Origin of the sequence: Arsenophonus apicola, from assembly GCF_020268605.1 — a bacterium.
Taxonomy (GTDB): domain Bacteria; phylum Pseudomonadota; class Gammaproteobacteria; order Enterobacterales; family Enterobacteriaceae; genus Arsenophonus; species Arsenophonus apicola.
This window is the reverse complement of the sequence record NZ_CP084222.1, coordinates 3,260,616-3,273,888: the sequence shown is the minus strand read 5'-3', so window position 1 is coordinate 3,273,888 and position 13,273 is coordinate 3,260,616. Positions and strand designations below refer to the sequence as shown.

The 13,273-nt window shown below is 42.6% G+C and carries 11 protein-coding genes and 1 pseudogene; 9 read left to right on the top strand and 3 right to left on the bottom strand.

Features of this window, described 5'->3' with window-relative positions:
• Positions 1–7 precede the first annotated feature (7 nt).
• On the top strand, positions 8–859 hold the full coding sequence (fdxH, locus tag LDL57_RS15455) for a formate dehydrogenase subunit beta (protein ID WP_225507546.1): 852 nt from the start codon (positions 8–10) through the stop codon (positions 857–859).
• 44 nt (positions 860–903) lie between these two features.
• Here the strand turns inward: fdxH and tnpA are convergent, their stop codons facing one another.
• On the bottom strand, positions 904–1,308 hold the full coding sequence (tnpA, locus tag LDL57_RS15450) for an IS200/IS605 family transposase (RefSeq protein ID WP_225505529.1): 405 nt from the start codon (positions 1,306–1,308) through the stop codon (positions 904–906).
• Positions 1,309–1,366: 58 nt separating this feature from the next.
• Between tnpA and LDL57_RS15445 the strand changes: the two are divergent.
• The 8 genes and pseudogenes from LDL57_RS15445 to LDL57_RS15410 all read left to right on the top strand — a co-directional run bounded on the left by LDL57_RS15445 (position 1,367) and on the right by LDL57_RS15410 (position 11,275).
• Positions 1,367–2,592, top strand: a pseudogene (locus tag LDL57_RS15445) (RNA-guided endonuclease InsQ/TnpB family protein).
• Between the two features lie 172 nt (positions 2,593–2,764).
• Positions 2,765–3,415, top strand: a complete 651-nt coding sequence (fdoI, locus tag LDL57_RS15440) for a formate dehydrogenase cytochrome b556 subunit (RefSeq protein WP_225506658.1) — start codon at positions 2,765–2,767, stop codon at positions 3,413–3,415.
• 153 nt (positions 3,416–3,568) lie between these two features.
• Positions 3,569–4,501, top strand: coding sequence for a formate dehydrogenase accessory protein FdhE (gene fdhE / locus LDL57_RS15435; protein ID WP_180559079.1), 933 nt, complete (start codon positions 3,569–3,571; stop codon positions 4,499–4,501).
• Between the two features lie 19 nt (positions 4,502–4,520).
• Complete coding sequence (gene selA, locus LDL57_RS15430; protein ID WP_180559078.1) at positions 4,521–5,915, top strand: L-seryl-tRNA(Sec) selenium transferase; 1,395 nt, start codon at positions 4,521–4,523, stop codon at positions 5,913–5,915.
• Positions 5,912–7,774: a selenocysteine-specific translation elongation factor gene (gene selB, locus LDL57_RS15425; protein ID WP_180559077.1), complete on the top strand. Its 1,863-nt coding sequence runs from the start codon at positions 5,912–5,914 to the stop codon at positions 7,772–7,774. Before selA ends, selB begins: the two co-directional genes overlap by 4 nt.
• Positions 7,775–7,912: 138 nt before the next feature.
• Entirely contained in the window at positions 7,913–8,920 is a 1,008-nt protein-coding gene (locus LDL57_RS15420; protein WP_180559076.1) for a zinc-binding alcohol dehydrogenase family protein, read from the top strand.
• 162 nt (positions 8,921–9,082) lie between these two features.
• Positions 9,083–10,078, top strand: a complete 996-nt coding sequence (locus LDL57_RS15415) for an NAD-dependent epimerase (protein ID WP_180559075.1) — start codon at positions 9,083–9,085, stop codon at positions 10,076–10,078.
• 30 nt (positions 10,079–10,108) lie between these two features.
• Positions 10,109–11,275, top strand: a complete 1,167-nt coding sequence (locus LDL57_RS15410; RefSeq protein WP_180559074.1) for a nucleotide sugar dehydrogenase — start codon at positions 10,109–10,111, stop codon at positions 11,273–11,275.
• Positions 11,276–11,335: 60 nt separating this feature from the next.
• On the opposite strand, the gene LDL57_RS15405 is transcribed toward LDL57_RS15410, so the two are convergent.
• Both LDL57_RS15405 and LDL57_RS15400 read right to left on the bottom strand, forming a co-directional pair.
• Positions 11,336–12,301: a Csu type fimbrial protein gene (locus LDL57_RS15405; RefSeq protein ID WP_180559073.1), complete on the bottom strand. Its 966-nt coding sequence runs from the start codon at positions 12,299–12,301 to the stop codon at positions 11,336–11,338.
• Entirely contained in the window at positions 12,294–13,262 is a 969-nt protein-coding gene (locus LDL57_RS15400; protein WP_255653909.1) for a fimbria/pilus outer membrane usher protein, read from the bottom strand. Before LDL57_RS15400 ends, LDL57_RS15405 begins: the two co-directional genes overlap by 8 nt.
• Positions 13,263–13,273 lie beyond the last annotated feature (11 nt).

The following is a 13,273-nucleotide window of genomic DNA, read 5'->3' as shown; positions in this document are numbered from 1 at the left end:
GTAGATGATGGCTTCTCAAGATATTATACGCCGCTCTGCGACTAATTCGCTGACACCTGCTCCTCAAGTACGCAGTGATAAAGAGGCAGTGGCAAAACTAATTGATGTAACCACCTGTATTGGTTGTAAAGCGTGTCAGGTAGCCTGTTCTGAATGGAATGATATTCGTGATGAAATTGGTTATAACGTCGGTGTTTATGATAACCCGTTAGATTTAACGGCCAAATCATGGACGGTGATGCGCTTTACTGAAGTTGAAGAGAAAGGAAAATTAGAATGGCTGATCCGCAAAGATGGCTGTATGCATTGCGCGGATCCGGGTTGTTTGAAAGCTTGCCCTTCTGCAGGTGCGATTATTCAGTATGCCAATGGAATTGTCGATTTTGACTCAGAACATTGTATTGGTTGTGGTTATTGTATTGCCGGTTGTCCTTTTAATATCCCCGGATTAAATAAAGAGGATAATCGAGTTTATAAATGCACCCTTTGTGTTGATCGGGTTGAAGTCGGCCAGGAACCCGCTTGTGTAAAAACTTGTCCGACCGGTGCAATTCATTTTGGTAGTAAAGCAGTGATGAAACAACTGGCTGCTGAACGCGTTGAAGAATTGAAAACCCGTGGTTATCAAAATGCAGCGCTTTATGATCCACAAGGTGTCGGAGGTACCCATGTTATGTATGTATTACATCATGGTGATAAGCCCGAACTGTATCATGGTCTGCCCAATAATCCGACTATCAGTCCCACCGTCACCTTTTGGAAAAATATCTGGAAACCGTTAGCTGCCGTTGGGTTTGCCGTTACTTTTGCCTCAGCATTTTTCCATCTTAACCTCCAAAGGGTACTCCCACCGACATAAGGTGGGAGGGGAATTTGGTCGGGCTTGAAAAGCCCGAAGAATGATCAGCCACGCTGATTTTGAATGTATTGCTTAACAACTTCCAGCGGTGCTCCCCCGCACGAACCTGCAAAGTATGATCGAGACCACAACACTGGCTTGCCGTAAGCCCCACGCAAGTCTAGAAACTCATTACGCAGACGACGAGACGTTACCGCTTTCAGCGAGTTTACTAGTACTGACAACTGCACTGTGGGCGGGTACTCGATCAGCATATGAACGTGATCGGACTCTCCGTTACTTTCCTTTAAATCAGCCCCAAAGTCGCGACACACTTCACCTGCATACTGATGAAATGCTTTGTAGTGCAAGCCACTGAGTACTTTCTTTCGGTACTTAGTCACAAAGACAAGGTGAACATGTAAAAGAAACGCTGCATGTCTTGAACGGTTGATTTTATATTTTTGCATTGAAATTAACCGGATATACGGTAAGATAGTGAGATAATTTACTACACACTGAGTAATAATGCTAATTCTAAAAGCCTACAAATTCAGACTCGAACCAACCGAAAAACAGTCGCAACGTTTGCGGCAGTTGTGCGGATGCGCTCGTTTTATCTGGAATTACGGGCTAGCAGAGACGCAACGCATTATTGAATCCGGCGGTAAACTACCGTCAGCGTTTGAACTAAATCGGATGCTCACAGAATGGAAAAAAAAGCCGGAACATTCCTTTTTGCAAGAAGCCTACACGGATAATCTTCAGCAGAAACTCAAAGATCTGCACGGGGCATGGAAACGCTGCTTTGATAAAAACTGGCAGCAAAAGCTCCTGTATTTAAAAGGAAAAATGACGGGCGTGATTCAGTTCGTTTTGTTAATTTTGATAAATATTGTCAGCTCGATAATGGCAGAGTGAGATTACCGTCAGGTTTGGTATGGGTAAAGTTCCGGCAGTCGCAAAAGCTGTACGGTAAGATTAAAAACGCAACCGTTAGCCAACATGCGGGACACTGGTATATATCGTTTCAGGTCGAACTGGAAATGGACATTCAGCCTCATTCGTCAGCAACAATGATTGGTTTGGATGCAGGTGTAACCAGACTCGCCACGCTGTCAGACGGCACAGTGTTTGAACCTGTAAACAGTTTTAAAACCAACCAAAAAAAGCTGGCGAAATTCCAGCGTCAGTTAAGCTGTAAAGTTAAATTCAGCAATAACTGGAAAAAACAGAAGCGAAAAATCCAACGTCTCCACTCGCATATAACCAATATCCGCAAAGACTACCTTCACAAAGTCACCAGTGAAATCAGCAAAAACCACGCGATGATCGTCATTGAGGACTTAAAGGTCAGTAACATGTCGAAATCGGCAAAAGGTACACAAGAGCAGCACGGACGGAATGTCAGGGCAAAATCAGGACTTAACCGTTCGATACTGGATCAGGGTTGGTATGAAATGCGCCGTCAGCTTGAGTACAAGCAGCTATGGCGCGGTGGTCAGGTATTAGCTGTGCCTCCGGCATATACAAGTCAACGGTGTGCATGTTGTGGTCATACAGCGAAAGAAAATCGTCAATCACAAAGTAGATTCGAGTGCCTTGAGTGCGGGTATACAGAGAACGCAGATATCAACGGAGCTCGTAACATTTTAGCGGCAGGACATGCCGTGTTAGCCTGTGAAGTGAACGGTGCAGTAATGCCGTCAGCAGCAGGAACCAGGCTTCTGAGCGATCAGATAGTCTCCGACTAACGGGAATCCCCCTCCTGAGTCACGAAGTGTGAAGGTGGGGGAGGATGTCAATATCTGACTGTGGGGCCAAATCGTGTTTCTGATGAGGATGAAGCGCAAAAACCGCCAAATAGAGATGATGCAAGGTCAGAAAAAAGCGAGAAATTGGTGAATAAAAAAAGGGGGATAACTGATGATAAAAAAACCGACTGAAAAAATTATCCGCTACTCTGCCAGTGTAAGAATCAATCACTGGCTAATGGTTATCTTTTTTTTATTTACGGCAATTAGCGGCTTAGGTTTTTTCTTTCCATCGCTAAACTGGTTGATGAATATTTTGGGGACACCACAACTTGCCAGAGTGCTGCATCCATGGTTGGGTACAGTGATGTTTGTACTATTTGTTGGCATGTTTGTTAGATATTTCAAACATAATTTTATTGAAAAACAAGATATTGTTTGGGCAAAAAATATTGGCAAAATTTTGAAAAATGAAGAAGCAGGTGATGTTGGTCAATATAATTTAGGCCAAAAAGGGGTATTTTGGCTAGCAACCGTTTGCCTGTTTTTACTTTTGGTTAGCGGTATTATTATTTGGCGGCCTTATTTTGCCGACTATTTTCCCATCCCGATTATTCGTTTGGCCTTGCTTCTTCATTCTGTTGCGGCGATTGATCTAATAATGACAATTATTATTCATATTTATGCCGCTATATGGGTAAAAGGCTCTATTCGTGCAATGGTTGAAGGATGGGTAACCCGCGCATGGGCGAAAAAACATCATCCACGATGGTATCGAGAGATTGTTAGAAGAGAGAAGCCTCGGCAAGAAAAGAGCGGTTAACAGCGTTTCTTCGAATAGTAATAACAGGGGCAGAATAATTATATTCTGCTTTTTTATGTTATTAAGCCGTTTATAGATCCCTGTTCGCTTTTGGTCTATTCTGAGATTTATTGGGCAATAATGGTAAAATAAATCATTAAAGAGAGTGCATCTATGAGCATTAGGATTTTACCTAAAGAAGAGATAGGTAAAAATGAGCTAGCCAAAAATGGCATCAGTTATATCCCGCCGGTATTATTTCCAGATTTAAACAATCTATATCAATCCCGGGCTGAACGTTTTCAATCATTAGCGACGCCAGAAAATCCATTTAGTGAATATCTGCTATTTGCCGCTCATGTTACTCGCGCTCAACAAAATGCACTCTATAAACATCCTTTGATGATGGATATCAAGGCTATCCTCCAACAATCGATGAAAGCCAATAAACCGCCATTAGATTGTAAAACTTTCATCCGTACTGACCATTGGCACAAATTATTTGCCTCTTTAATTGCTGAGTTGGTTCCGGTGGTACCTGAACAGGTAAAGCCCGCATTAGAAAATTTGACCAAAGTTTCTATACATGAACTGGAGTTGATGGCAACAGCATTACTCAATGGTGAATTTAGCCGAGTACCCTCAGAACAAGCGCTCTTTATTTGGGCGGCACTTTCCTTGTTTTGGGCACAAATGGCCAGTCAAATCCCAGGTAAGGCAACCGCTGAAAATGGTGAACATCGTCAATTTTGTCCAGTATGTGGCAGCATTCCAGTTTCTAGTGTTGTGCAAATAGGAACCCATCAAGGCTTGCGTTATTTGCATTGTAATTTGTGTGAAACTGAATGGCATGTTGTACGGATAAAATGTAGTAATTGTGAGCAAACAAAAGAATTAGATTATTGGTCTTTAGCCAGTGAATATGCGGCGATTAAGGCTGAGAGTTGTGGTGATTGTGGTAGTTATTTAAAAATTCTTTATCAGGAACAAGATGCGAAGGTTGATGCGGTTGCTGATGATCTGGCTTCCTTGATCCTGGATGCTAAATTGGAAGAAGAGGGATTTGCCCGTAGCAGTATTAATCCATTTTTATTTCCTTGTGAATAAGTTAAGGTTTTAATCGGTTATGTCCAAAGATGTTACTTCATTATATCGTCAGTTACCGGCCATCGATTATTTACTGAATGAAGCGTCGGTTTTATCCTTGATAGAAGGTTATGGTCGAACTCAAGTAACAAAGATATTACGCAATATGCAGCAGCATGCACGGGAGCAAATAAAACAACAGCAATGCTTACCTGTGTGGCAAAGTGATTGGATTGCTGCACTTACTCATCAACTCCAACGGCAGCAGAGTTCTGGCTTGCGGCCAGTTTTTAATTTAACCGGTACAGTGTTACATACTAATTTGGGTCGTGCGTTAATGGCAGAAGAAGCGATTGAAGCGGTGACTCGAGTGATGCGCTATCCAGTGACTTTAGAATATACGCTTGATGACGCGGTACGTGGACATCGAGATCGTATAATAGCTGATTTACTTTGTGAACTAACCGGTGCGGAAGATGCTTGTATTGTCAATAATAATGCTGCCGCAGTGTTATTAATGTTAGCAACCATCGCAGCGGGACGACAAGTTATTGTGTCGCGAGGAGAATTGGTCGAAATTGGTGGAGCATTTCGCGTGCCAGAGGTAATGAAACAGGCGGGTTGTCAGCTGGTGGAGGTAGGAACAACGAATCGAACTTATCTGCAAGATTACCAGCGTGCAATAAATGAAGAGACGGCTCTGTTAATGAAAGTCCACACCAGTAATTACCGTATCTTAGGTTTTACCGCTGAGGTTGAAGGTCAGCAACTCGCTCAACTTGGTACTGAATATAACATTGCTACTGCGATTGATGTAGGCAGTGGTGCTTTGATTGATATGACCCAATATGGTTTACCGGCTGAGCCTATGCCGCAACACTATCTGGCACAAGGCGTTGATCTGGTCTCTATTTCAGGTGATAAATTACTTGGTGGCCCACAGGCAGGAATTATTTTGGGCAAAAAATGTTGGATTGACGCCATTCAACAACATCCATTAAAACGCGCGTTACGAGCGGATAAAATGACCTTAGCTGCCCTAGAGGCCACATTGCGGATCTACCAGCATGGCGAAAAAGTGACAACTTCGTTACCCACCCTTAACTTTTTGACACGACCGCAAGCGGAAATTCGCAAATTGGCCCGGCGGCTTATTGAGCCGATAAAGCATCACTATGGTGACCAATTTAGTGTTAACGATGAAGCCTGTTTTTCCCAGATTGGTAGTGGTTCACTGCCAAATGAACGTCTGGCTAGTTGGGCAATAACATTTACGCCTAAAAATAATAAACATAATCAATTAGTCTCGTTGTCTCGTCAATGGCGACAATTAGCTACCCCAATTATTGGTAGGATTTCCGCTGGCCGCTTATGGCTTGACTTACGCTGCCTTGATGATGAGGCTAAGTTATTACAGGTTTTATTAACACAATGATTTTTGCTACCGCGGGTCATGTTGACCATGGAAAAACTGCCCTGATTCAAGCCTTGACAGGGATTAATACACTACATTTACCTGAAGAAAAAAAACGCGGCATGACGATTGATCTTGGCTTTGCCTATTGGCCCCAAGCAGATGGCAGTTCAATCGGTTTTGTTGATGTTCCCGGTCATGAAAAGTTTCTCGCTAATATGTTGGCTGGTATTGGTGGCATATCCCATATATTGCTGATCGTAGCTTGTGATGATGGCATTATGGCGCAAACCAGAGAACACCTGGCTATTTTACGTTTAATAGGTCGCCCACAGGTAATTACTGTATTGACTAAAGCTGATCGTGTCTCCGCTAAGCAGGTTCAAGCGGTACAATTGGCAATTTCACAATTGTTGGCAGAGCATGGCTGGTTGCAGGTACCTTGTTTTGTCACTTCTAGCTTGACTGGTGAAGGCATTTCTTTATTGCGATCACATTTGCAAATATTACACGGTCAGATAGGCCAGCATGCCAAACTTGGTCATCGATTTCGTTTAGCGATCGATCGTGTGTTTAATGTCAAAGGTGCAGGTATAGTCGTAACTGGCACAGCTTTGTCTGGCCAAGTTTCTATTGGTGATACCCTATGGTTAACCGGAATAGATAAGCAAGTTAAAATTCGGCGATTGCATGCGCAAAATCAACTGGTTTCACAGGCACAAGCCGGTGAGCGGATTGCTTTAAATCTGACCGGTGATATTAGCAAAAAACAGATTTCTCGTGGCGATTGGTTGTTAAGTGAACAGCCGGTGTTTGCGGTTAATAAGGTGCTGGTTGAAGTTGAAGCCAATGAATGTTTAAAAAATTGGCAACCATTACATCTCTATCATGCTGCCAGTCATGTGACCGGACGTATCGCTTTATTAAACCAACCATCAGACAAACCATTACTAGCTGAGTTATCCTTCGATAAGCCTTTATGGCTGGTGGATAATGATCATTTAGTCTTGCGTGATATTAGTGCTCAACGTACTCTTGCTGGTGCGCGGGTAATAAAACTTCATTCGCCGCGTCGTGGTAAACGCCAAGCCACTTTCCTTTGTTGGTTATCGCAGTTGGCTAATATGATAGGCGATAAAGAAAATTTGGCATTTCAGCTACCAAACGGTGAATTATCACTTAGCGATTATGGTTGGGCGCGTCAACTAACGAGTTCCGCATTACAAGCGTTAGTTGCGCAATTTGATGTGCTTATAGTTAACAATATTGCCCTTTCTCAAGTTAATGCCGAGCAGGCTAAACAGCATTTGGTACAAACATTAGCTGAGTATCATCAAAATCATGCTGATCAGCTAGGCCTGGGTCGGGCCCGCTTAAAACGCATGGCTTTACCTGGGTTGAATGATGAGCTGGTGTTTACCCTACTCCGGCAACTGGTTGATGAAAAAAAGGTTATGCAAACCCATGGCTGGCTCCATTTAGCCGAACATAGTTTAGTATTTGATCGGCAACAGGCGCAATTATGGCAACAGTTAGAGCCCTACTTTGTGGCAGAACAGCCTTGGTGGGTACGGGAATTAGCGGTAAAAATTCAGCAAGATGAAGACATCGTTCGCCATTTGCTGCGAAAAGCGGCAAAAATGGGTTTAATTACCGCTATTGTGTCAGATCGTTATTATCATAATCTACAAATACAGCAATTTGCCGCCATTATCCGGCATTATAATCATCGCGAAGGTGCCATTACGGTCGCCAATTTTCGCGATGAATTAGCAATAGGGCGAAAATTAGCGGTGCAGATTTTGGAATTTTTTGATCGAAGCGGTTTTACCCGACGTAAATTTGATGCGCATATTTTAAGAGATAAAGGGTTGTTTTAATAAATTATTTTTAAGTTGCTGATATTTGGGACGCATATAAATTTATTAGCATGCAAGGAATTGGCATAATTTTCTATCATCACAATATATTCACTTTTCCTTTTATTGATTGAAATTTGTTGCTTTATGGAGTCAGCAATGAAAGCGATTGTTTTTACTGATCCTACCCTACCACTGAGCGATATACATTCACTTTATGAAACCGAGTTAGCAAAGCCCCAACCACAGCCGCGTGATCTGTTGGTAAAAATTGCGGCTATTGCGGTAAATCCGGTAGATTGCAAAATCCGCCAGCGTGAAAAGCCTAATGTGCCACGTATTTTAGGTTGGGATGCTTGTGGTGTGGTGGAGTCTGTTGGTAGTGAGGTCACGTTATTTAAACCTGGCGATTGGGTCTATTATGCCGGTTCAATTGATCGGCCCGGATGTTATGCCGAATATGGACTAGTCGATGAGCGCATTGTCGGCCATAAACCAAAATTGTTAACTGCCGTTCAAGCAGCCGCTTTGCCATTAACCTCAATTACCGCTTGGGAACTGTTATTTGACCGGTTAGCGGTAGCGGAGAATGGCGCTGCCGGTAGGTCTATATTAATTTTTGGCGCCGCTGGCGGTGTTGGTTCGATGCTGATCCAATTAGCGCGCCAGCTGACAAAGTTGCGCGTTTTAGCCACCGCTTCACGGTCGGAAACACAACAATGGGTTAGTGAGCTAGGGGCACATGCGGTTATTGATCATAAAAAACCTTTTAGCCAACAACTTGTTGCGTTAGGTATTCAGCATGTCGACTATGTGGCTTCATTAACTCACAGTGATGATTATTATCAGCAGGTGTTGGATATTCTTATTCCACAAGGAAAATTAGCCTTAATCGATGATCCTAAAACCTTAGATATTATGCCAATGAAACGTAAAGCCCTTTCATTGCATTGGGAATTTATGTTTACGCGGCCTGTTTTTCAAACCAGAGATATGATCAAACAGCATCAATTATTGCAACGCGTGGCCGAATTGATTGATCAAGGGATATTAAAAACTACCATCAGCGAAGAAATGGGTAAAATTAGTGCTGAAAATTTACGACTTGCTCATCAAAGGATAGCGAGTGGCAAGGTTTGGGGCAAGCTGGTATTGGCGGGTTTTTAATCTACTGATTAGGCTCTTGATCTAACTTTAGCTGTGCTGAATTTGCACTTCTTTTTATTATTGACTAATTGTATATGTTGGCGAAGGAAATAAGTCCCGGATGCGCTTTTGTGCTACACAAAAGATAAATATTTTTCATTTCTCTGTAGAAGCTAAAAAGCTATGAAATATTTAATAACAGGATGTGCCGGTTTTATTGGATTTACTCTATGTCAGCGTTTATTACAAAATGGTCATCAGGTGGTTGGTCTGGATAATCTGAATCACTATTATGATCCTGATTTAAAAAAAGCCCGCCTGGAACGCTTAACGATTTATTCGCAATTTCAATTTTTGCGGCTGGACATTATTGAACGTGAAAAAGTGATTGAAGTGATTACCTTAGGCAAATTTGATCGGGTAATTCATCTTGCTGCGCAGGCAGGTGTTCGCTACTCGTTAAAGGATCCTTTTGCTTATGCGGATAGTAATTTAACCGGTTTCTTATCTATATTAGAAGGTTGTTACTATGGCCAGATCCCCCATCTTATCTATGCTTCTTCCAGTTCAGTATATGGTATGAATAATCAATTTCCTTGTTCTACCGATATGTCCGTTGATCATCCGATCTCTCTCTATGCGGCCACTAAAAGAGCCAATGAGTTAATGGCGCATGCTTACTCTCATCTGTATAATTTGCCAACTACCGGGTTACGCTTTTTTACTGTTTATGGTCCTTGGGGACGGCCAGATATGGCGTTATTTAAATTCACTAAAGCTATTTTGGAGATGAAGCCGATTGATGTATATAATAATGGCGATCTGAGCCGCGACTTTACTTTTGTTGAAGATATTGTTGCAGGAATATTATCAATTGCTGATATCATTCCACCAAAAAAGACCGACAGATCTTTAACGGTTAACAGTGATGCGCCTTATCGTATTTATAATATTGGTAACGGTCAGCCAATAAAATTATTGGATTTTATTTCCGCCCTCGAGCAGGCATTAGGAAAAAAAGCGATTAAAAATATGTTGCCAATGCAAGCCGGTGATGTTCATACCACTTGGGCCGATACCAAAGATTTATTTTCGTTAACCGGTTATCGGCCACAGATTTCGATTAAAGAAGGGGTAAAAGCGTTTGTTGACTGGTATCGGACTTATTATCGCGTTTAGCCTGGATCCTAAATATTTGAGAGGTTAGTTTTGAAAATTGCTATTGCAGGAACAGGTTATGTTGGCCTGTCGAATGCGATGTTGTTAGCGCAGCATCATGAAGTGGTGGCGTTAGATATTATTGCTGAAAAAGTTGCGATGCTAAATAACCAGCAATCACCCATAGTGGATAAAGAAATTGAAAGGTTTCTGACAGAAAAAGAACTAAATTTTAGGGCAACGACGGATAAACAACAGGCTTACCAGGGGGCAGATTATGTGATTGTTGCTACCCCGACTGATTATGATGCCAAAACTAATTATTTTAATACTTGTTCCGTTGAAGCGGTAATTGATGATGTAAACCACATTAATCCAGCCGCTACCATTGTTATTAAGTCAACCATCCCGGTGGGTTTTGTTGCCCGTTTGCAGCAAGAAAAAGGGTATAAAAATATCATTTTTTCACCAGAATTTTTACGTGAAGGCAGAGCGCTATATGACAATCTATATCCTTCTCGGATTGTGGTAGGAGAACGTTCTGAGCGCGCCAAGATTTTTGCCGATTTGTTATTAGAAGGTGCGCTGAAAAAGGATGTTGCAGTATTGTTTACCGATGCTACCGAGGCAGAAGCGATAAAATTATTTGCCAATACCTATCTGGCGATGCGGGTTGCCTTTTTTAATGAATTAGATACTTACGCTCATAGTCGCGGACTGGATAGTCGCCAAATTATTGAAGGTGTTTCACTGGATCCACGTATTGGCAGCCACTATAACAACCCCTCTTTTGGTTATGGTGGTTATTGTTTGCCAAAAGACACTAAGCAGTTACTCGCTAACTATGATGATGTGCCAAACAATTTGATTAATGCAATCGTCGAATCCAATCGAACGCGTAAAGATTACATTGCCGAGACGATCATTAGTCAAAATCCGCAAAAAGTGGGTGTTTATCGTTTAGTGATGAAAGCTGGTTCGGATAATTTTCGCGCTTCTGCGGTACAAGGAGTGATGAAACGCATTAAAGCGAAAGGAATCGAAGTGGTGGTTTATGAGCCGGTTTTACAACAAAATGAGTTCTTTCACTCCAAAGTGATCACCAATTTAGCCGACTTTAAAGCTCAGTGCGATATTATTTTGGCTAATAGATTGGTGCCTGAACTGGAAGATGTCAAAGATAAAGTCTATACCCGCGATCTATTTGGTCACGATTAATTTTCATCACTATTCAGGCGTCAACAGGTTATTAAATTTGGCGCCTGTCATTATTCTATTCTAAAAAGCAACATTAACCACCAGTGTATCAGTATAGTTACCGCTAGTTGGCGTATTTTGGCCACTAAGAATTTTCGCCACATAATTGTAGGTACGAGTCAGTTGATCAGCACTGACAGTGGTGGAATTGGCACTCGACCATAATTCGCTACCACTCGATCCCCAGCGGGTAGTAGTGGTACCTTGATAAATATCATAACTAATCAAATTACTACCATTTTTCATATTGCGCACATTGTTAACGGCATTGAGGCCATTATTGATGCTAACATTGTAGAGACTGCCTTTAGTGCAGGTGATAGAGATGGTTTGCGATACATTAGGAAAGCTGCTGAGTAATGGCGCAGTACCAAAATTAATGTTAGGGGCTGTGATAGTTGAGCAATCATTGGTTACGATCAAGGTGACGGTAGGCGAGAGGATAGTGCTGCCGGTTTGTTGATTTAAGCAGACATTACCAATACCTAATAGCCCACAAATATTCCAGTTGATGGTCAGATTTAGCGTTACATTATAAGTGCCGGCCGATAAATTCTGGCCGGTGACAGTTTGAAAATAGATCGGAATAGTAAATACGTTGCCGCCTAATAATGAAATCAGATCTGTGGATAAATAATTGATGGTACTGCCAATCGGGGTAGTGGTGGCGCAGTTAGAAGCTTTACACATATTAATCGGTTCGAGATCGGCATTGGCAGTATTTTTCATCGCCGCTTGTGTGCCGCTGCTGCTTGAAGCACTATTCAGTTTGGCTGAGATAGTATCGGTGGTTAACAAGGAAGCCAGTACTACCCCGCAGGTGACAACCAGATTAGCCGAGGTAGTTTGCACGGTACTATTGATGACAAAAGAACTCTGGCTACCAAATGAGGCATTCTGCATGGTGGCGCTACAAGCGGCCCAGACCGGATTGTTGAACAGGCCGATTAATAACAATAAAAAGGCAGAAAATAAACCTTTATTCATAATAACTCCTGCTGTTGCCAGCTAAAGTGCAAGTGAGTGGGCCGTAAGTCTTTAGTTGCTGGTTAGGGTTTGCAGGTAGTTGTAAACTAACCTGGCAGTGCTGACCTTCCGGTGTGCGGACACTGAGCACATTGTTTGGCTCCAATTCTTCCAGATAAACCAGCCCATCCCAACCAACATAAGTGTCTGCTTTGCCTGCCCGGGCAACCACGCTGGCTAATGGTATGGCCTTGCCATATTGATCGGTTAGGATCACGCTAGCAGCATGACGGACTTTTATTGGGAAATGTAGCAGATAGCCTCGGCCGCGTTTGACTGAGAGGCGTCGCTCGGTGCTATCAGCATAAATATCAAGGGGCAAATTGAGGGTATTGATGCGGAATTGTGCTGGATAGTAGGCTGGAACACTGGGGATCAATAGATAACCAGATTTGCCAGTGTTACCATAGGGTTGGTGCTCATAATCAACGGTAATATTAGGGTAGCCATCAGTAGTGACTAGGACAAAGCCATCATTAATTTTGTTAGCAGCCTGGATTGTGCCGTCCATTAGTACTAGTGAGCCAGTTACATTACCCCATTGGCCATAGTTGCCGGATGAACCATAGATCCCGGCCTGCATTTGGACATGGGCGTTGCGCCATCCCAAGGAAGCTTGTTGATAATCGTCTTGTGCATCTTGATGGGCGTAGGCCAGATTCCAGCTGAATCCGCCGTCGCTTGGCATAGCGTGGCTATAGGTGACGCGCTGACTATTTTGCCCGGCGGCATTGCGTTGCGTATCTAAGGTAACGGAATCCAAAAAGTTGAATGGAATTTGCAATACTAGCGCAAATGACCAGTTATTTTGCGAATAGTCACGGCTGGCTGAAGCATACAAATTACTATTACCCCATAGACCTTTACTCCATGAGAAATTGAGCAACCGGTTTTTATCACCGTTAAAGCTCTCAATATCCAAGTAAGCCAGGC